This window comes from Urechidicola sp. KH5 (assembly GCF_054661455.1).
On the sequence record NZ_BAAFSW010000004.1, the window covers coordinates 218473 to 238528 of the forward strand.

Below are 20056 nucleotides of genomic sequence, written 5' to 3' on the forward strand. Positions count from 1 at the left end.
ATCGATTATCTTAATTCTTCACTATTAAATTGAAAAACGGCATTGGCAATAAAAAGTTTTCCGTTTTCCCAAAAGGCTCTAAACAGAGGATTGTCTACCATATATACCATGGCACCACTACCTTTTCTTTCTACTCCAAACAATAAGGCTTTTTGCTGCATTTCTTTAGCTTTTGTTCCTGCGAATCCAGAGATTGGTGTTGCGGAACTATCAGTATAGGCAACATTGCCTCCTTTTTGTAGATAATCATAACTAGTTTTACGCGCCTTTAAGGTGTAGTAGGTGCCATTATATCCAAATGCCAATGGGTGAGAGGCATCAACTTTAGTTTTATAAATAGCACCAGTTATTAGGTTTTCAGCATTCTTGCGCTCTAAATCGCTGTAAGGTGTTAAATCTGCCTCTTTAGATTTGTCGTTATCATCTTTCTTTGTTTTTAAGGCACCACCATCTTTATTGGCAAAACTAGATAAGGCATTTTCTAAAGCTATTAATGTTCCTCCACTGCGTACCCAAGAATTTAAGGAATTCATGGTGTCTTCATCTAAAACAGAACCGTAATATCCATTAGGTAAAATCAATACATCATAATCTGTCATCTCAGCATAACCTAAATCGTCAGCATCAATAACTGTTAGTGGGTATTTTAATTCTTGCTCAAAAAAGTACCATACTTCTCCAAAGGCTAATGAAGAAACTGAATTTCCGGCTAGAACGGCAACTCGTTGTTTGTTAACAGGAGCCATGCTGTAGGAACCAAAATCAGGTCCACTATTAACAAAACCTGTAGTTACAGGTGTTAATGCTTGTTTGTGCTCATTTGCTAAGGTCACTATTTTTTCTTGATAATCTGGTGAATTATCACTTTTTAAAACAAGTAAACTTCCAGCCTTGAAATTAGTACCATCTACACTAAATGATTTTTCAGCTCTTCTTACAAATAAATCATGTTGCAGCACTGCTCCTAAAAAGGCCGCATCTGCAACACTTCGGTATTTAAAAACGTATCCAATAGCATTTGTATGCGTAGTATTTGACACGAATGTCGGTGCAACTGAAACTTCAGTTTTTACGTTAGTTTTCGATGCGATAGCGTCTAAGCCATAAGCATATGGAATAGACCAAGCAGTAATGTCATAAGTTAAAGAATCTGACAATTTTGTTTGCGGTTCGAACAATACTTTAACCATTTTACCTAATGGTTGATCCGTACTAATAACTATGTCATTTTTATCTAGATTTAATGTTCCTTCTGATTGGGTGGCATAATGATACCCAGATACTTTTGAAGAAGTTGGAGCACCATAAACAATACCGTGTCGCTCTAACAAAGCTTTTAATTTTTCAATTTTATCAGGATTATCGTTTTTTAAGATATAACTTTTATAGTTGAGGTTCTTATTAACAAAATAATTTTCGAATTCACTTAATAATTGAGAGGCATGTGTAACTGAAGTTTCTACTGTAGATAAACCACTAGTTGTATGGTGTGCAATTCTATCTTTTAAAGTCAATTCAAAACCTTCATCTGTTTGAATACCCAATCCAGCTCTACCGTGCCCCGCTTGTTCGTAGGTCATACCAATGGTACCCATATATGTTGGATAAGTGTCTCCATAGCTTGGATATAACAAATCAAAGCTCTCTTTCGTAAAATAGAGCCATCCGTTTTTATCAAAATACTTTGCATTGTTTTTACCTACATGTGTTTGAAATTCACGTTGCCAATCTGTTATTATTTCATGATAAGGCTCAACAGCCGGAGCAAAATAATAAGGGCTATTAATGCCTTGTTCGTGAAAATCTACATGCACATGTGGCATCCATTTATTATAAACTTCTAAGCGTTGTTGTGTTTCAACTTGTGTAGCCCAAGCCCAGTCTCTATTTAAATCAAATAAGTAGTGGTTTGGTCTTCCACTAGGCCAAGGCTCTGAATGTTCGCGAGCATCTTGCGATTTGTTATATGGAGAACTTTTTACCTGATTGTACCAGTTTACATACCTATCGCGACCATCAGGATTAATACAAGGGTCAATAATTACTACAGCATTTTCTAAAAGATTCTTTTTACTAGTGAGCAATTCGTAAATCGTTTGCATAGAAGCCTCTGTGCTACTACTTTCGTTTCCGTGTACATTATAACTCAACCAAACAATTGGTATGTTGGTACTTGCAGTACCTTCAACCATTCCTGTACGCTTTAAGTTGTCTAACCTTATCGTTTCGAGTTGCTGCATGTTCTGGTTACTAGAAAGAATTGCTAGATACAATCCTCTTCGTTCGTTCGTTGTGCCATATTGTTGTAATTGTAAATTTTCTACTTGACTTTCTAAATACTTGTAATAGGATACTACTTCGTGATGTCTAGAAAATTGAGTTCCTAATTCATAGCCTAAAAATTGAGAAGGCGATTGAATATTTTGCGCAAGTAATTGAATTGAAATGAATAATAAAAAACTGAGGAAAGTATGTTTTTTCATGTAGTAAAATTAGAGTACCAAAGATAACTTTATTTTCGTTAAAAAACTGTTAGAATAAACACTCAAATACGACCACTGTATTTATTTTAGTATTTTTAAAGCATGATTTGGTTTTGCTAAAAAGACCAATACTTAATAGAGAAAATTAACGAACTAGTGACCAAAGTAACTTCGATTTCGTACCAAAACACAGGATATTTTTCCAAAACCATTTGTGACTATTTAGACCAAGCTGATACAATTTCACCTTATGCTGGTGCATATCCGAATATCAAAAATTTTCAGGCTCAAATCAAACAAAAACAATCGTGGATGTCGGAAGAGTCTCGAAATGTTTTGGCAGATGCTTTGAGCAATCAATATGCGCATTTAACAATTTCTGATGGTACCAAAGAGAATATTGAATTGTTGCGAAAATCAACATCGTTTACGGTTACTACCGGACATCAATTAAACTTATTTACCGGTCCACTGTATTTTTTATATAAAATTATTTCGGCCATAAATTTGGCAGAAGAACTCAAACAGAACTATCCTGCTTACGATTTTGTTCCGGTCTATTGGATGGCTTCTGAAGATCACGACTTCGATGAAATTCATTATTTTAATTATCAAGGAAAGAAAATCGCTTGGAATAGAGAAGCATCTGGAGGAGTAGGAAGATTGGATTCAGAAGGTTTGGATTTGGTGATTGCAGAGTTTACAAAGTTGGTTGGCAATTCAGACAATGCCAAACAATTGGTAAAATGGATGACGGATGCTTATTTGAATGCGGAGAATTTAACCCAGGCAACGCGTTATTTGGCAAACGAACTTTTTAAATCGTACGGTCTCGTAATTGTTGATGGAGATGACCCTGCATTGAAACGCTTATTTTCTCCTTATGTAAAACAAGAGTTAGAAGAAGGCCTAGCTTATAAGAGAGTTAGTGAAACAATCACTAGTTTTTCTAAAAACTATAAAGTTCAGGTAAATCCGAGAGCAATAAACTTGTTTTACCTTACGGATACTATAAGAGAGCGTATAGTTTTTGAAGACGATGAATACAAAGTATTGAATACTGATATTCGTTTTAATCAGGAAGAATTAGCATATGAGTTGCATGTTCACCCAGAGCGATTTAGTCCGAATGTTATTTTAAGACCTTTATATCAAGAGGTTATTTTACCAAATTTATGCTATATAGGTGGTGGTGGAGAATTGGCTTATTGGTTTGAATTGAAGTCCTTTTTTGACACGGTTAAAGTGCCATTTCCAATACTATTGTTGCGTAATTGTGCATTATTGGTTTCTGAAAAACAGGAACAAAAAATGGAAAAGCTAAATATCAGTTATCAAGAATTGTTTTTAAAGCAACTAGATTTAGTGAATAAAAAAATTACGGAGCATTCAGATGTTATTATTGATTTTTCTGAACAGCGTTTACAAATAGATAGTCATTTTGAAATGTTAGAAGGCATCGCTGCGAAAACAGATAAATCCTTTATTGGGGCTGTTAAAGCTCAGAAACAAAAACAATTGAATGGGTTAGATATGTTAGAGAAACGTTTGTTAAAAGCAGAAAGGCGGAAGTATAAAGACCGTGCAGAACGTATTCGTACTTTACAAGATGAGCTCTTTCCAAAGCAAAGTTTACAAGAGCGTCAAAAGAACTTTTCTGAATACTATTTAGAATATGGTTCTGATTTAATTCTGACCTTAAAAGAGTCTTTAAAACCATTAGATTTAAATTTTACCATTGTCACTTTTTAATTTTCTAAAACTTGAATGGATTTTTTTTAGAACACTATTTTAAAGCAAGTCCCTCAAAATTATCTTTAAACTTTAAAATTCTTATGAAATATTAAAATAAAAATACCGAGCATATGCTCGGTATTTTTATGACAATTATATATTTTATTATAGATGAATTACTTCATCATACGCATCAGCTACGGCTTCCATTACAGCTTCACTCATAGTTGGGTGCGGATGCACAGCTTTTAATACTTCGTGCCCCGTAGTTTCTAATTTACGAGCAACAACTGCTTCTGCAATCATATCTGTCACACCAGCACCAATCATATGGCAACCTAACCACTCACCGTATTTTGCATCAAAAATAACTTTTACAAATCCATCAGGGGTTCCTGCTGCTTTTGCTTTACCTGATGCTGAGAAAGGGAATTTTCCGATTTTTAATTCGTAACCTGCTTCTTTTGCTTTCGCTTCAGTGAATCCTACACTTGCGATTTCTGGAGTTGCATAGGTACATCCTGGTATATTGCCGTAATCAATTGGTTCTACATCTAAACCAGCTAATTTTTCAACACAAGTAATACCTTCTGCAGATGCAACATGTGCCAATGCTTGACCAGGTACAACATCACCAATCGCATAATAGCCTGGGATATTTGTTTGGTAGAAATCGTTTACTAAGATTTTATCTCTATCAACTACAATACCTACATCTTCTAAACCAATGTTTTCAATATTTGATTTAATTCCAACAGCAGATAATAAAATGTCGGCTTCTAAAGTTTGTTCTCCTTTTTTAGTTTTAACGGTTGCAATAACACCATCACCAGACGTGTCAACCGATTCAACAGAAGAATTTGTCATTACTTTAATGCCAGATTTCTTCATTGAACGTTCAAACTGCTTAGAAATATCATTGTCTTCTACAGGAACCAATGTTGGCATAAATTCAACAATAGTAACTTCTGTTCCCATTGAGTTATAGAAATGTGCAAATTCAACACCAATTGCTCCAGAACCTACAACAATCATTTTCTTTGGTTGTTCAGGTAAGGTCATAGCTTCACGGTATCCAATTACTTTTTTACCATCTTGTGGTAAGTTTGGTAATTGTCGACTACGAGCTCCGGTTGCAATAATAATGTTACCTGCGCTGTACTCAGTAACGTTGCCGTCAGCATCAGTAACATCTACTTTTTTACCTGGTTTAATTTTACCAAAACCATCAATAATATCAATTTTGTTCTTTTTCATTAAAAATTGAACACCTTTACTCATACCATCAGCAACACCACGACTACGCTTGATTACAGCAGAGAAATCTTTGTCAATAGCTTCGGCTTTTAAACCGTATTCATCAACATGCTTTAAGTAATCATATACCTGTGCACTTTTTAAAAGCGCTTTGGTTGGGATACACCCCCAATTTAAACAGATACCACCAAGGTTTTCTTTTTCTACTACGGCAGTTTTAAACCCAAGTTGCGATGCTCTAATAGCAGTTACATATCCACCTGGTCCACTTCCAATAACAATGATGTCGTATTTCATGTATTCTTTTTTTAATGTTTTTAATTCGGTTTCATGAACTAGTAAATATTAATTTTCTTCGTTCATGAGATATATTTTGTAAAAGGTTGTCCTTTTTTTCGTAGTGCAAATTTAATGAATAATTCAGACTTATTGCGCGTTTATTTACATGCGCTCAGGAACGTCAATTCCCAGTAGATTAAAGGCCGATTTTATAACTTCTCCAACCTTTTTTGACAACTGAGTTCTAAATATTTTTTCATGTGCAACTTCGCTTCCTAAAATGGGTACACTTTGATAAAAAGAATTGTATTCTTTAACCAAATCATAGGTGTAGTTTGCAATTAATGCAGGACTGTGATTGTTTGCTGCATTTTGTACAACTTCTGGAAACTGCTGAATAAGCTTGATAACTTCTTTTTCTTTGACATGAAGTTTTATGTCAGAAATTTCAAAAGAATAGTCGAAGTCTGCTTTTCTCAAAATAGACTGTATTCTAGCATAGGTATATTGAATGAATGGCCCTGTATTTCCTTGAAAATCGATGGACTCTTTAGGATCAAAAAGAATTCGTTTTTTAGGATCTACTTTTAGAATATAATACTTAAGGGCACCTAAACCAATCGTTTTATAAAGTGCTTCTTTTTCATTATTTGTGTAGCCTTCAAGCTTCCCAAGTTCCTCTGAAATACTTCTTGCAGTATTTACCATTTCAACAATTAAATCATCAGCATCTACAACGGTACCTTCTCTCGATTTCATTTTCCCAGAAGGTAAGTCTACCATTCCGTATGACAAATGGTATAAGTTTTCGGCCCAATCAAAGCCTAACTTTTTCAAGATTAAAAACAACACCTTAAAATGGTAATCTTGCTCATTACCAACGGTGTAGGTCAATCCTTTTAGATTGTAATCTTTAAATCGTTCAATGGCTGTTCCGATATCTTGTGTCATGTAAACCGCTGTTCCATCTGAACGCAATACCAATTTTTCATCTAAACCATCTTCGGTAAGATCGCACCAAACCGAACCATCTTCTTTTTGAAAAAATACACCACGTTTTAGGCCGTCAGCAATCACATCTTTACCCAATAGATACGTATTACTTTCGTAGTAGTTCTTGTCAAAATCAACGCCTAATTCATCATACGTGCTATCAAAACCATCATACACCCATTGATTCATGGTTTTCCAAAGCTTTACAACATCACCATTTCCTGCTTCCCATAAACGCAGCATTTCCTGAGCTTCTATTAGAGAAGGGGCATTCTTTTTTGCTTCGACTTCTGTTTGTCCTTCAGAAACTAATACTTCAATTTCTTTTTTGTACTCTTGATCGAATTTTACGTAGTAGTTTCCAACCAATTTATCACCTTTCAGACCAGTGCTATCAGGAGTTTCACCATTCCCATACTTTTTCCATGCGAGCATGCTTTTACAAATGTGAATTCCACGATCGTTAATAATTTGTGTTTTGTACACATTGTTACCTGCAGCTCTAATAATTTCTGCTACTGAGTATCCTAATAAATTATTTCTAATGTGTCCTAAATGCAGCGGTTTATTGGTGTTAGGTGAAGAATATTCAACCATTACCGCTTTTGCATCGGCATCTGCTGAAACGATGCCGTAGGTATTGTTTTTAAATAATTCATTGAATTGTGAAGTATAAGCGGTATCAGAAATCACGAGATTTAAGAACCCTTTTACAACATTAAAATCAGCAATAGTCTCAATATTTTCTTTAAGGTATAGACCAATTTCGTTACCAATAACAACAGGGTTTCCTTTTACATATCTTAATAAGGCAAAAACTACCACAGTAATATCTCCTTCAAAATCTTTGCGTGTTGCTTGAAATTCAACCGATGGAACCTCGGTATTATAAATAGAAAGAATGGCTTTTTTAACAGCTGCTTCTATAATTTGATGCATGATTGTTGGTCTAAAATAATGAAGTGCAAATTTACGATATTTGCATTGAATTATACAGTAATTAAAAGCAAAACCTAAGATGCTTAAACCCAGTTTAGAAGAATTGCCAAATTTGGCGAGAGAGTCGAAAGCAGAAACTAAAAAATACTTTCAAAAACTCAAAAAGAAAAAGCTTAAACGCTTAGATGTTTTGATGCAAGAATTGCATGACGAAGAGTTTGCCAAAACAGATTGTTTGGAGTGCGCGAATTGCTGTAAAACCACAAGTCCGATTTTTACAGAGAAGGATATTCAGCGTATTGCGAAGCATTTACGTATGAAGGAACATCAATTTATTAAAACTTATTTACAGCGAGATGAAGATGACTTTTATGTATTGCAATCTGCACCTTGCACGTTTTTAGATGAGAGTGATAATACGTGTTTTATTTACGACGTGCGACCTAAAGCGTGTGGTGAGTACCCTCATACAAATAGAAGGCGTTTCGCACAGTTAACCAATCTCACCTTAAATAATATTGATATTTGTCCTGCTACGTATAATATCATTGAAAATTTAAAAAAGCAATTGCCCTTATAGACTAAAGTTTATAGCAATTATTGAGGCAATACATTTAATATTGAATTTAACTAATCTTTGTTTTGGTAATTGTAGATAATGTATTTCTCCCTTTTTTTTCTAAATACTTCAATGTCTCTTTGCCAAGAAGCTTCAATTTCTGCAGCGGTTAACCCATCTTTTAATTGTTCTTCTAATTTTTTTGATCCTGCATGAATTGTAAAAGTATTTCCAAAAAAGGCATTTTTGTCTTTCGATTTTTGATAGGCATCAACGACCCATTTTAAATTTACTTTAGATTGATTTGGCTCACTTGATAAATCTATACCATTACATATTCTACCTTTATGTTTGGGATATTTTGAGCCAAAATTAGGTTGAGGTGTGTAGGTGAAATCAGAGGTTGGGAAATCTGGTGAACCATACCGTTGGAATTGAAATTCTGTTCCTCTTCCTGCATTTACGGGAGTTCCTTCAAAAAAGCCTAGGCTAGGATAAAGGTTAATGCTTTTGTCATTAGGTAAGTTTGGTGAAGGCCTAATGGGTAGGCTATAACTGCTGCTATGCTCGTAATTTTTAAGTCGAATTACAGTGAGTTCGCACACTGCATTGTTCTTTAACCAATGTTCTCCATTAATCATTTGTGCATATTCGCCGATGGTCATTCCGTATACTAGTGGCACTGGATGCATACCAACAAAACTTCTAAATTCCATATTCAAAATAGGGCCATCTACGTAGTGTCCATTAGGGTTCGGTCTATCTAAAACAATTATGGGTATGTTATTTTCTGCACAGGCCTCCATAACATAATGCATGGTAGAGATATATGTGTAAAAACGTACGCCAACATCTTGAATATCAAAAACCACAAGGTCTAACCCAGATAATTGTTCGGCAGTTGGTTTTTTGTTTTTACCGTATAAAGAAACGATTGGTAATCCAGTTTTTATATCATTACCATCTGCGACAAGCTCTGCCGCATCAGCTTTACCTCTAAAACCGTGCTCTGGAGAAAATACTTTTTTTATATCAATAGCTAAGCTGAGCAATGAATCCACTAGATGTGTATAGCTATTATCTTCTTTAAAAATTACAGAAGTTTGATTGGCAATAACACCTACTTTTTTTCCTTTTAAGAGAGGAAGATAACTCGCAGTTTGATTGGCCCCAACCTCAATTTTTCTAGTATTCGTTTTGGCCTCTGTAGTGCAGGATATAGACCAACATAAAATGAAAAAAACTTGTAATAAATATGTATTTTTGAATCGAACTTGAAGCATTTAATTTTTTGAATTACGAATTATTTATAGCCAAACGCCTTATTACGGGTAAGCAATATAAAAATACAATATCGGCACCAATTATAAAAATTGCCATAATAGCAATTACACTTGGTATTGTTGTTATGTTGGTTGCTATTGCTACAAATGTAGGGCTTCAAGAAAAAATTAGAGATAAGGTTTCTGGCTTTAATGGCCACATTCAGATCACTAATTTCGACAACAACAATTCTCAAATTACTTTAGAGCCTATTAGTACAGATCAAAATTTTTATCCAAATTTTGTTTCGGTAGATGAGATAAAACATATACAACCCTTTGCAACAAAGGCCGGTATCATAAGGACTGAAACAGATTTTGAAGGTATTGTTCTAAAAGGAGTTGGCCCAGATTACGACTGGTCTTTTTTTGAAGAGTACTTAGATGCCGGAAATGTACCAAGTTTTGATACCACTAAAAGAAGAAGTAATGAAGTATTGATGTCCAGTTTTATTGCCAACAGATTAGGATTTGAAATAGGCGATGAGTTCAATACGTTTTTCTTAAAAAAAGATCCGAACAAGCCTCCAAGCGTAAGAGTTTACAAGATAGTTGGCTTATACAGCACTGGTATCGAAGATTACGATGCCTCATTGGTGATAGCTGATTTAAAGCAAGTACAGCATTTAAATAGATGGGAGGCTACTCAAGTAGGAGGTTTTGAGGTGTTTATAGATGATTTTGATAAGATTAAAGAAAAGGGAAATGAAATTTATAGAGCCATTCCTTCTAATTTAAATGCGGAGACGGTAGTTCATAGATTTCCTGGGATTTTTGAATGGATTAAGCTCTTTGATAATAATGTAGCTTTCATAATCGTATTAATGATTTTGGTCGCAGGTATTAATATGATTACTGCATTACTGGTATTAATTCTTGAACGCACGCAATTTATCGGGATTTTAAAATCTATGGGAGGTACTAATTTGAGTATTAGAAAGGTGTTTTTATACAATGCAGCTTACATTATTTTGAAAGGGCTTTTTTGGGGTAATTTAATTGGGTTGAGTATTTTACTTATTCAACATTTTTTTGGTGTTATTACCCTAGATCCTCAAACGTATTACGTAAAAGAAGCTCCAGTTTACTTAAATGTAGGCTATATAGTTCTTTTAAATATAGGCACAATACTACTTTGCTTATTAATGCTTATAGTCCCTTCTTATATGGTGGCTAAAATAAGTCCGATAAAAGCAATCAAGTTTGATTAGGATTACTTTCCTCTTTGGATTGCTCTAAAATATCTTTCAATTTATCTAGGGCATATGGTATTGTTTGTTTCGCAATAGTAAATGCAACAAAGTATTTTCTAATAACTTTATTGGTTAGTAAATATGTGCTAATAACAGAACCAATTGGAGAGTTGATTACATCTTTTAATTTTAATTTCTGAACCGAAGACAATACTGTTTCTTTAGCACTTTCTTTACTCGAGAAAGTTTGAGAAATTTTAACCAATTGATGATTTCTAATTTCTTCTTCTTTAGATTTAACATCTACTTTTAAGAGAGCCTTATAGGTCATTAAATCTTCGTATGACGTTATTTTTTTCATAACTCTTCTGTGGTATCAGAGATTAATTCTTCGTTTTTCATTGCATTTTTAACTATGGTATCTTTTACCGTTGCATCCATTCTGGTTTTACCAATGGTGAGATAACCAATAAATAATAAGGTGTAAATACCTCCAGTACTTAGAAATCCGAGAGCTGTATTTTCAAGCATATTGCCTAACCAAAATGCCAAGGCAAAACTTAAAATTAGAATTATGAAAAAGACAAAAAGTATCACTAAAAATCCACTAATAAGTCCAGATGCTATATTAGCAAAAGAAGCAATAAGCTCAACTTTTACTAACTGTATACGTTTTTCTAAATAGTTTTTTAATAAATCAATCATAAGAAATAATTAGGCGTTTTTAGTTTCTTTCCATTGTAATTTAACCTCCTTTATTTTAGCTTCAATTTCGTTCTCTAAATCTTTTATTTTATGTGTTATCTCTTGATATTCTTCTTTAACAGTATCTTGTGCAGAATTTATTTCTTCTTTAATTTTTTCTAGAGTTTTATTATCTAAATGCTCAGATAAGGCGGTTAATTGATCTTGAATTGAATGTTTTAAATCAGTTGACTTATCTTTTAATTTATTTCTAGTATTTTCTCCGGAATCTGGAGCGAGTAGCAAACCGGCAACTGCACCAAGAGCTATTCCTGCAATAACTCCAATAACGACATTAGATTGATTAGACATACACTTTTTTAGTAAAGATAATAAAGATTTAGTTTTAGATAGAATCTTATTAGTAGTACTCATCGTATTTGTATTTTTCGATAAAAGAAAACACCCGCTAAAAAAGCGGGTGTAAATCAACTAACTAAACTTATTTAAATCATTTAATATGAAACAAAGCCTACTAACTCTTTGTTACAATGTTAGACGCAATTAATATGCCAGCTTAACAGACTAAGCGTTAATGATTTGTTAATTATTCTATATGTTTATGAGCTTTATATGAAGAGCGAACTAAAGCGCCACTTTCTACATGTCTAAAGCCCATTTCTTTACCTATACGTTCGTACTTTTTGAATTGTTCTGGAGTGATAAATTCTTTAACAGGTAAGTGTTTTTTACTTGGTTGTAAGTATTGACCAATAGTAACGATATCTACATTAACCGATGCAAGATCTCTCATTGTTTCAATTACTTCTTCTTCTGTTTCACCTAGGCCAAGCATAATTCCTGATTTGGTTCTTCGTATGCCTTGATCTTTTAGGTATTTTAAAACTGCTAAAGATCTGTCGTATTTGGCTTGAATTCTCACTTCTCTAGTAAGTCTTCTAACCGTTTCCATATTATGGCTAACGACTTCTGGAGCAACTGCAATAATTCTGTCTAAATTGGTATGATCTAACTGAAAATCTGGAATCAATGTTTCCAATGTTGTTTGTGGGTTTGCTCTACGAATGGCTTTTACAGTTTCTGCCCAAATAATAGAACCACCATCTTTCAAATCATCTCTATCAACAGATGTTATAACCGCATGTTTGATATTCATTAACTTGATAGAACGTGCTACTTTTTCTGGCTCTTCCCATTCAACTGTTTCTGGTCGACCCGTTTTTACACCACAGAAACCACAAGATCTAGTGCAGATATTACCAAGAATCATAAAGGTAGCTGTACCTTCTCCCCAGCATTCGCCCATATTAGGGCAAGAGCCACTGGTACAAATAGTGTGTAAATCGTATTTGTTTACCAATCCTCTGAGTTCTGTGTACTTTTTGCCAGTTGGTAATTTTACACGAAGCCATTTTGGTTTAGATGTTCTTGGTTGTACAGTTGTAGCTTGCTCTGACATACGCTTAATTTAATGGGTACAAATTTACAAATTCATTAGATACCAAACACTAAAACCTATTAAGAAAGCAATACCAAAATAACTCAATATAGTTACAGCTTTCGACGGATGAAATTCTTTTGGTATATGCCTACTTTTTATGAGAATAAAATTAATAATTGCATAGAAAGGGGCTGTTAGAAATGAAAGTATAGTTGCAAGTTTAATTAAAAAACCCATTTCTGAAGAAAGCCAAGTCAACATTGCAATTGTACCGATTCCTAAAAAACCTATCCAAATCCAGTACCCCTTTTTGATATTAAAACCTATTAATAATTCACTTGTTTTAGACATTGCTCTGGGTGATGCATCTAGCGTTGTAAGAGTAGTGCTAAACATGGTTGTAAATGCTGCAATTGCAATAATAAAATAACTCCAATCACCTATGGTTGATGTGTAAAGCTGAATTAGTTGTTGCGAAAATACGCCACCTTTAGTACTAAACTCTTCTCCAGAATTATACATAACAAGTGCACCTAAACTTAAAAAGCAGATACCTAAAAACATGGTTCCAAAATATCCAATATTAAAATCTGTAATACTTTTATTACAATCAAAATCAGAAAGTCCTTTTCTTTTTTCTACGGCCCAAAGTGAATGCCATATAGAAATATCAAAAGGAGCAGGCATCCATCCTAGAAAGGCGATAAAAAATGAAATTTCGATGGTTTCTTTTGGGAATATTTGTAGCCAATTGGTAAGGTGATTTCCTTTGGTACATGCAACAATTACAGCAAAAATTGTAGTCAGAGTTAATATGCAGATAATAACTTTCATTAGATTATCTAAAAGTTTATATCTACCCAATAATAAAATTGCGACACCGATTATAGTTATTACTGCGCTCCAAACTGTTGGAGAGCTACTTAATCCAAACAAATTAATTGCTAAACCAGCCGTAACTATGGTTACAGCTGCTTGAATTGTAAACATAGTAGCAAGGTTTAAAATAAAATAAGCAACTAACACATTTTTGTTTAGTTTTCTATAGCCTTCTAGTAAACTTTCTCCCGTAGCGGCTGCATATCTGGGGCCGTATTGAAAAAACGGGTATTTAAAAATATGAACTAAAATGATCGCCCATAATAATCCAAATCCAAAATCTGCACCAGCCCTCGTGGCATATACTAAATGAGATACACCAATAGCTGCACCAGCAAATAATAAACCAGGACCTAAAGCTTTGATTTTTCGAATCATTTTTTTGATTCTATTATTTCAAACAAAAGTTTTTTAGCTCTAAGTAATTGCACTTTAACAGAACTCATACTTTCATTCGTAGTAGCAGCAATTTCTTTATAACTTAATTCTTTAAAATACCGAAGATGAATGATTTCTTGCTGCTTGGGTTTTAGCCTTTTAATATGGCTTAATAGTTCGGCTAAATTTTGTTCAATTATTACTTGATCTTCTGGTGAAGGAGCGTCATCTGATACATCGTAGGCTTCAGAATTTTTTCTATTTAGTGATTCTAATCCTTTGTTCTGTTTTCTAACAGTATCAATAAAAATATTTTTAGAAATAGTTATCAGCCACGTTTTAAAAGGGTAGTTATCGTTGTATAAATCTATCTTATTAAAGGCCTTAGCAAACGTTTTTATGGTGATATCCTCAGCTTCGTTTTCATTTTCTGTTTTAGCATATTGAAATCTGAAAACGTCACTCCAATAAGTATTAAGTAATTTTTTAAAGGCACTTTCTTCACCTTTACGAGCGCTCTCTACAATAGCTTGAATTTCAGGTGTATTGGTCATAAAAAGACTACCAATGAGTGGGTTTTTTGATTAGATTTTTGTTAAAGATAAACAATTGCACTAAAATTAAAAACAATTCTAAAAAGGGGGCAAATAAAAGTAGCCCTTTTTCATGAAACATTTTAAAGCTTCTTCCAAAAACAATATAACTCAATAAAAATCTGATACCTATTAAAGAAAAGATTATTGGGGTTGTTTGATTAAATATCAATGCAAGTATGGTTGCAAGCCAAAAAGATATTTGACTCACATAGAACAGCCCTAATAAGTATTGATGTTTTATTTTATAATGTGTAGCAGTAGAAACGTGCCTTCTTTTTTGACGAATCCAAGATTTAAAAGAAGTATTGGGTTGAGAGACCGTAAATGAATTAAAACCGGTATTAATTGCGAAATTTTCTTTAGTGGCAACTTGGTTTACGAATAAGTCGTCATCGCCCGATTTTAAATGTATATGATCTGAAAACCCATTATTTTCAAAAAACAACGATTTAGTGTAGCCAATGTTTCGGCCGACTCCCATATAAGGTAATCCTATATTTGCAAACGAGAAGTATTGAATAGCTGTTAATACTGTTTCAAATCGAATCATTTTATTTAAAAGAGAATTCTTAATTGTTTTATAGGCTCCATATCCTAACACCAAGGACTTTTCTTTCAAATGATACATCGATTCTTGAATCCAATCTTTAGATAACGGATAACAATCAGCGTCAATAAACAACAGATGCTCATAAGTTGCTGCTTTAATACCTAATGTCAATGCATATTTTTTTCCACTCCAAGAGTCTTTGGTTTCTTCAATATTTATAATTTTTATTATTTTTTGATACTTGAGCTGGAAATCTTTCATAATTTCCAATGTGGTATCAAATGACCTATCATTGACTAATACGATCTCAAAAGTTCCATAATTTTGTTCAATAATTTTTGGAAGAAACTCGGTAATATTTCTGGCTTCATTCTGTGCACAAATAATAACAGAAACTGGGGGTAACTTAGTTGGTGTTTTAGCTTGAGACTTTTTTTTAAAAACGAATGGTGTAAAAATTACACCATAGTAAAGAAATTGTATACTACATACAACTAATAATACCATTTCTAGAATGGTCATATACTATTTGTTTTCGCAGTTTTCTGGTAATTTACCGCAAAAACCACACGGTTCTCCAGATTTATTTAGCATAGGGTTCTGGCTTGCACAGGTTCCTGCAAACTCGCCATCTTTTTTCGCCCAAATTTTAATAGCAATTCCAGCGATTGCCAAGGCTAATAAACCGATTGTTAATGCAATTAATTTCATAACTAAATATTAGGTTGCAAAGATACAATTTCTTACTTGAATAACTCAATATTATCACGTTCTAAATCACCAAAATTTTATCTTTTAAAAAAAGGAATATTTTACAATTACTAATTTTTAAGACAGACATTTCTACTAGAAACAATGTATGTACAATGAAAGCTTTATTTGATAGATTTTCGTTTATATTGGATTGGAGTGATGATCTAGAAATCGAAGATAAAAAGCTGATAGTAAAGAGGTAAGATCACTTTAAAGAAAGGGGTGTTGTGACGTTGACTCAGGCAAAAGGACATATTGGTAAACCACTTCCGAATTAAATAATGTTTACCTCCATTTCTAAATCAATTCCGAATTTTTGTTTTACAGATTCTTGAATTTTAATGGCAACATTGTAAATGTCTTTGCCGCTGGCATTGCCATAATTTACAAGAACAAGAGCTTGATTAGTATGAATTCCTGCATCTCCAAATCGCTTGCCTTTGAATCCGCATTGCTCAATTAGCCAACCTGCAGGTACTTTAATTTGAGAATCAGAAATAGGATAGGAAGGAACCGTTGGATATATTTTTTGAATATTTTCGAAAAGGTTCATAGGTATTACGGGATTTTTAAAGAAGCTTCCACTATTACCAATTTCTTTTGGGTCTGGCAGTTTGCTTTGTCTAATTGCAATTACTGCATTAGAAACATCTTTTATACTGGGCTGCTCAATATGGTTTTTACTGAGTTCAGATTGAATAGCCCCGTAACTTATGTTTAAAGTATGTTTGCTTTTAGTGAGATTAAATATTACGGATGTAATTATGTATTCGCCTTTTAGCTCATTTTTAAAAATAGAATCTCTATAGCCAAAATTACATTCTTCTTTGTCAAAAATTTTTCTTTTACCAGTACTTATCTCTATCGCCTTTAACTTGTAAAAAACATCTTTTAGCTCCACGCCATATGCCCCAATATTTTGAATAGGGCTCGTACCTACATTCCCTGGAATTAGAGAGAGATTCTCAATACCACCATAATTTTGGGCAATACACCATAGTACAAACTCGTGCCAATTTTCTCCAGCTTGTGCCTTTACTTTTACATGAGAATCGGTTTCGCTTAAAACCTCAATTCCTTTTAAATTAATATGTAAGGTCGTAGAGTTTATATCTTTAGTTAGTAGCATGTTACTGCCGCCACCTAATAAAAAGAACGGTTCTTTTAAAGATAAAAATTCTTGTAATTCTTTAATAGACTCAACATTCAAGAATTTTGATGTTTTCACATCAATTCCAAAAGTGTTATACGGTTTTAGAGAAACGTTCTGTAATGTTTTCAAGTTAAATTTTTGAGGATTAGTATAGCTAAAATACTATTTATTGTTATATGCTTGTATAGCTGCTTTTAAAATATTTACAGCACTTTTTAAATCTTCATTTTTAAGTACGTATGCTATTCTAACTTGATTTTTACCTAATCCCTCAGTAGAATAAAAACCACTCGCAGGCGCTACCATAATGGTTTCACCATTTAAGCTAAAATCTGAAAGCAACCATTGTGCAAAATCATCAGCATCTTTAACAGGTAATTCTGCAACACAATAAAATGCTCCTTTTGGCTTCGAAACTGTTACGCCTTCTATACTCTGAAGACCATTAATAAGTGTTTCTCTTCGGTTTTTATATTCATTTATGACTTCTTCAAAATATGAATCTGGTGTATCTAAAGCCGCTTCACTAGCTAGAACCGCATAGGTAGGAGGACATAGCCTAGCCTGAGCAAATTTTAAAACAGCTTCAATAACAGCTTTGTTTTTAGAAACTAAGCATCCTACTCGTGCACCACACATGCTATAGCGTTTTGAAACGGAGTCAATAATGATTCCGTGTTCGTCCAAGCCAAAATCACTTAAAACAGATTGATGTTTTACATCTTCGTCATAAATAAACTCGCGATATACTTCATCTGCAATTAAGAAGAGATCGTGTTTTTTTACCAATGTAGCCAATTCTTTCATTTCGTCTTTAGAGTACAGATATCCTGATGGGTTTCCAGGGTTACATATAAGAATTGCTTTGGTTTTATCTGTAATTAATTCTTCGAAATCTGTAATTGGAGGCAATGCGAAACCGGTATCAATTGTTGAGTTTACAGGAACAATTTTTACACCACTAGAAATTGAAAATCCATTGTAGTTGGCATAAAAAGGCTCGGGTATAATTACCTGGTCACCTGCATCCATTAAAGCACCCATAGCAAATAACAAAGCCTCAGAACCTCCTGTAGTAACAACTATATTATCTTTTGTTATGTTTACATTATGTTTAGCGTAATAATTGGCTAATTTTTCTCGATATGAATCAGATCCTTCCGAACGACCATATGCAAGTACATCAATTGTGTTTTCTTTGATTGCATTTAAAGCCACATCAGGTGTTTTAATATCTGGCTGCCCGATGTTTAAATGAAAAACCTTTGTTCCGTTTTGCTTCGCTTTTTCTGCAAAAGGCACTAATTTACGTATAGGCGATTGGGGCATTTCTTGCCCTTTTTTAGATATGATTGGCATGTATATTTTCTTTTGAGCAAAATTGCGAATTTATTTCTGAATCATATTGTTTTTACAACGGTTTTTAAAGGTTAAAAAATTCACAAAAATTATACTTTAGAACCATATTTTAGTATTTTTCAAATTAAATTAACTCAATTGAAAGACCTAATTACATATTTGATAATTTTTATGTTTTTTTTGTCGCCGAATCTGCATGCGCAAAAATTTAATTTATACGGAAATAAGAATTCCCAGACTATTTCTTTTAAACTAATTAACAATCTAATCATAATCCCGGTTGAAATAAATGGAACAAAGCTTCAATTTATTCTTGATTCTGGAGTTGGAGCTCCTGTTATATTTAATTTATCAGATGCAGATTCGCTTTCTCTGCCAAATGTAGAACCGATTAAAGTAAGAGGCTTAGGTACAGGGGAGCCCATTGATGCCTTACATTCAAAAAACAATATAATAAGAATTGAGGCAATGATTTCTGGGGCAAAAGATATTTATATAATACACAAAGATCAGTTTGATTTATCTTCTAAATTAGGTGAACCTGTTCACGGAATGATTGGATATGATCTTTTAAGAGATTTTGTTGTGACTGTTGATTACACAAAAGAGAAAATCACATTTATGAGGCCCGAATCCTATAAATACAAGAAGTGTAAAAAATGTGAAACTTTTGATCTTGAATTTTTTAGAAAGAAACCCTATATAAATGCACAAATTGTTACGTCTGATACCAGCGTAAAGAAAGATGTAAAACTTTTAATAGATTCGGGAGGTTCTGACGCTGTTTGGTTATTTGAAGATGAAGAGCTGAAGGTTCCAGAAAAATCTTTTCATGATTTTATTGGAGAAGGTATTACAGGAAGTATATATGGTAGACGTGCCAAATTGGAGCGTTTTGAATTAAAGAATTTTGTTTTGAACCAACCCAATGTGGCTTATTTAGATTCAGCTTCGTCATTTTATGCTCGAAGATTTAAAGAAAGAAATGGAAGTTTAGGTGGTGATATTTTAAAACGATTTAAAGTAACCTTTGACTATCCTAATAAAAAAATCACACTTAAAAAGAACAACAAATTCAAGGATAGGTTTGGCTATAATATGAGTGGGCTGGAGGTAGTCTATGGTGGAAAAGAACTCGTTAAAATACGTGATAATGCTACATTTATTGTCGGCGATAATTCTGACGTTGGAGCCGCAAACAGGGTAATAGTTAATGTTGCCTATGATTATCAATTCAAACCTATTTATACCGTTCATAAAGTAAGACCTAATTCACCAGCCGCTTTAGCTGGGATTAAAGAAGGAGATATGCTAGTCAAAATCAATAATAATTGGGCCTATAATTATGATTTACAGCAAATCATTGAACATCTTTATCATAAGAAAAATAAAGTGATTCGATTAAAAGTAAATAGAGATGGTCAAGAAATAGACTTTAAGTTTAAATTAATAGATATGCTTCAATAAAAAAACCTTCGCTTTG

The 20056-nt window shown here is 33.4% G+C and carries 18 protein-coding genes; 4 read left to right on the top strand and 14 right to left on the bottom strand.

Translation table 11 applies throughout. The features are described from left to right. Nucleotides 1–5 precede the first annotated feature (5 nt). Nucleotides 6–2483: a M14 family metallopeptidase gene (locus tag ACYQ5R_RS12045; protein WP_460191206.1), complete on the bottom strand. Its 2478-nt coding sequence runs from the start codon at nt 2481–2483 to the stop codon at nt 6–8. Nucleotides 2484–2639: 156 nt separating this feature from the next. Between ACYQ5R_RS12045 and bshC the strand changes: the two genes are divergently transcribed. Then, nucleotides 2640–4235: a bacillithiol biosynthesis cysteine-adding enzyme BshC gene (gene bshC / locus ACYQ5R_RS12050; RefSeq protein WP_460191207.1), complete on the top strand. Its 1596-nt coding sequence runs from the start codon at nt 2640–2642 to the stop codon at nt 4233–4235. 147 nt (nt 4236–4382) lie between these two features. On the opposite strand, the gene lpdA is transcribed toward bshC, so the two are convergent. Together lpdA and argS are read right to left on the bottom strand one after the other, a co-directional pair. Further along, complete coding sequence (lpdA, locus tag ACYQ5R_RS12055) at nt 4383–5771, bottom strand: dihydrolipoyl dehydrogenase (RefSeq protein WP_460191208.1); 1389 nt, start codon at nt 5769–5771, stop codon at nt 4383–4385. A gap of 144 nt (nt 5772–5915) precedes the next feature. Next, nucleotides 5916–7685 carry an arginine--tRNA ligase gene (gene argS / locus ACYQ5R_RS12060; RefSeq protein WP_460191209.1) on the bottom strand — a complete coding sequence of 590 codons (1770 nt, stop codon included), beginning with the start codon at nt 7683–7685 and terminating at the stop codon, nt 5916–5918. Nucleotides 7686–7764: 79 nt separating this feature from the next. Between argS and ACYQ5R_RS12065 the strand changes: the two genes are divergently transcribed. Continuing rightward, nucleotides 7765–8265 (top strand): YkgJ family cysteine cluster protein, encoded by a 501-nt coding sequence (locus tag ACYQ5R_RS12065; RefSeq protein WP_460191210.1) that lies wholly within the window; start codon nt 7765–7767, stop codon nt 8263–8265. A 50-nt stretch (nt 8266–8315) separates the two neighbouring features. Here the strand turns inward: ACYQ5R_RS12065 and ACYQ5R_RS12070 are convergent, their stop codons facing one another. Beyond that, nucleotides 8316–9527 carry an exo-beta-N-acetylmuramidase NamZ family protein gene (locus ACYQ5R_RS12070; protein WP_460191211.1) on the bottom strand — a complete coding sequence of 404 codons (1212 nt, stop codon included), beginning with the start codon at nt 9525–9527 and terminating at the stop codon, nt 8316–8318. Nucleotides 9528–9535: 8 nt separating this feature from the next. On the opposite strand from ACYQ5R_RS12070, the gene ACYQ5R_RS12075 reads away from it, so the two are divergent. Beyond that, on the top strand, nt 9536–10777 hold the full coding sequence (locus tag ACYQ5R_RS12075) for an ABC transporter permease (protein ID WP_460191212.1): 1242 nt from the start codon (nt 9536–9538) through the stop codon (nt 10775–10777). Here the strand turns inward: ACYQ5R_RS12075 and ACYQ5R_RS12080 are convergent. From ACYQ5R_RS12080 to ACYQ5R_RS12125, 10 genes are all read right to left on the bottom strand, one after another. After that, nucleotides 10764–11120, bottom strand: a complete 357-nt coding sequence (locus ACYQ5R_RS12080; RefSeq protein ID WP_460191213.1) for a hypothetical protein — start codon at nt 11118–11120, stop codon at nt 10764–10766. The genes ACYQ5R_RS12075 and ACYQ5R_RS12080 overlap by 14 nt on opposite strands. Next, nucleotides 11117–11464, bottom strand: coding sequence for a phage holin family protein (locus tag ACYQ5R_RS12085; protein WP_460191214.1), 348 nt, complete (start codon nt 11462–11464; stop codon nt 11117–11119). Before ACYQ5R_RS12085 ends, ACYQ5R_RS12080 begins: the two co-directional genes overlap by 4 nt. 9 nt (nt 11465–11473) lie before the next feature. After that, on the bottom strand, nt 11474–11878 hold the full coding sequence (locus tag ACYQ5R_RS12090; RefSeq protein WP_460191215.1) for a YtxH domain-containing protein: 405 nt from the start codon (nt 11876–11878) through the stop codon (nt 11474–11476). A 172-nt stretch (nt 11879–12050) separates the two neighbouring features. After that, nucleotides 12051–12923 (bottom strand): lipoyl synthase, encoded by an 873-nt coding sequence (gene lipA / locus ACYQ5R_RS12095; RefSeq protein WP_460191216.1) that lies wholly within the window; start codon nt 12921–12923, stop codon nt 12051–12053. A 24-nt stretch (nt 12924–12947) separates the two neighbouring features. Next, the gene (locus ACYQ5R_RS12100; protein WP_460191217.1) at nt 12948–14162 is read right to left on the bottom strand and encodes an Nramp family divalent metal transporter; all 1215 of its coding nucleotides are present in this window, start codon (nt 14160–14162) and stop codon (nt 12948–12950) included. Next, complete coding sequence (locus ACYQ5R_RS12105; RefSeq protein WP_460191218.1) at nt 14159–14716, bottom strand: RNA polymerase sigma factor; 558 nt, start codon at nt 14714–14716, stop codon at nt 14159–14161. The genes ACYQ5R_RS12100 and ACYQ5R_RS12105 overlap by 4 nt, the downstream gene beginning before the upstream one ends. A gap of 7 nt (nt 14717–14723) precedes the next feature. After that, nucleotides 14724–15830, bottom strand: a complete 1107-nt coding sequence (locus tag ACYQ5R_RS12110) for a glycosyltransferase (protein WP_460191219.1) — start codon at nt 15828–15830, stop codon at nt 14724–14726. 3 nt (nt 15831–15833) lie between these two features. Further along, complete coding sequence (locus ACYQ5R_RS12115) at nt 15834–16019, bottom strand: membrane or secreted protein (protein WP_460191220.1); 186 nt, start codon at nt 16017–16019, stop codon at nt 15834–15836. 316 nt (nt 16020–16335) lie between these two features. Further along, the gene (gene murB, locus ACYQ5R_RS12120; RefSeq protein ID WP_460191221.1) at nt 16336–17343 is read right to left on the bottom strand and encodes a UDP-N-acetylmuramate dehydrogenase; all 1008 of its coding nucleotides are present in this window, start codon (nt 17341–17343) and stop codon (nt 16336–16338) included. Nucleotides 17344–17376: 33 nt separating this feature from the next. Continuing rightward, the gene (locus ACYQ5R_RS12125; RefSeq protein ID WP_460191222.1) at nt 17377–18573 is read right to left on the bottom strand and encodes a pyridoxal phosphate-dependent aminotransferase; all 1197 of its coding nucleotides are present in this window, start codon (nt 18571–18573) and stop codon (nt 17377–17379) included. 180 nt (nt 18574–18753) lie between these two features. Between ACYQ5R_RS12125 and ACYQ5R_RS12130 the strand changes: the two genes are divergently transcribed. Continuing rightward, nucleotides 18754–20040, top strand: a complete 1287-nt coding sequence (locus tag ACYQ5R_RS12130; RefSeq protein WP_460191223.1) for an aspartyl protease family protein — start codon at nt 18754–18756, stop codon at nt 20038–20040. Nucleotides 20041–20056: the final 16 nt, after the last annotated feature.

What these genes read in the sequence shown, in the direction of transcription:
- ACYQ5R_RS12045 (WP_460191206.1), bottom strand. Translation starts at nt 2,483, where the DNA reads ATGAAAAAACATACTTTCCTCAGTTTTTTATTATTCATTTCAATTCAA.
- lpdA (WP_460191208.1), bottom strand. Translation starts at nt 5,771, where the DNA reads ATGAAATACGACATCATTGTTATTGGAAGTGGACCAGGTGGATATGTA.
- argS (WP_460191209.1), bottom strand. Translation starts at nt 7,685, where the DNA reads ATGCATCAAATTATAGAAGCAGCTGTTAAAAAAGCCATTCTTTCTATT.
- ACYQ5R_RS12065 (WP_460191210.1), top strand. Translation starts at nt 7,765, where the DNA reads ATGCTTAAACCCAGTTTAGAAGAATTGCCAAATTTGGCGAGAGAGTCG.
- ACYQ5R_RS12070 (WP_460191211.1), bottom strand. Translation starts at nt 9,527, where the DNA reads ATGCTTCAAGTTCGATTCAAAAATACATATTTATTACAAGTTTTTTTC.
- ACYQ5R_RS12080 (WP_460191213.1), bottom strand. Translation starts at nt 11,120, where the DNA reads ATGAAAAAAATAACGTCATACGAAGATTTAATGACCTATAAGGCTCTC.
- ACYQ5R_RS12085 (WP_460191214.1), bottom strand. Translation starts at nt 11,464, where the DNA reads ATGATTGATTTATTAAAAAACTATTTAGAAAAACGTATACAGTTAGTA.
- ACYQ5R_RS12090 (WP_460191215.1), bottom strand. Translation starts at nt 11,878, where the DNA reads ATGAGTACTACTAATAAGATTCTATCTAAAACTAAATCTTTATTATCT.
- lipA (WP_460191216.1), bottom strand. Translation starts at nt 12,923, where the DNA reads ATGTCAGAGCAAGCTACAACTGTACAACCAAGAACATCTAAACCAAAA.
- ACYQ5R_RS12100 (WP_460191217.1), bottom strand. Translation starts at nt 14,162, where the DNA reads ATGATTCGAAAAATCAAAGCTTTAGGTCCTGGTTTATTATTTGCTGGT.
- ACYQ5R_RS12105 (WP_460191218.1), bottom strand. Translation starts at nt 14,716, where the DNA reads ATGACCAATACACCTGAAATTCAAGCTATTGTAGAGAGCGCTCGTAAA.
- ACYQ5R_RS12110 (WP_460191219.1), bottom strand. Translation starts at nt 15,830, where the DNA reads ATGACCATTCTAGAAATGGTATTATTAGTTGTATGTAGTATACAATTT.
- ACYQ5R_RS12115 (WP_460191220.1), bottom strand. Translation starts at nt 16,019, where the DNA reads ATGAAATTAATTGCATTAACAATCGGTTTATTAGCCTTGGCAATCGCT.
- ACYQ5R_RS12125 (WP_460191222.1), bottom strand. Translation starts at nt 18,573, where the DNA reads ATGCCAATCATATCTAAAAAAGGGCAAGAAATGCCCCAATCGCCTATA.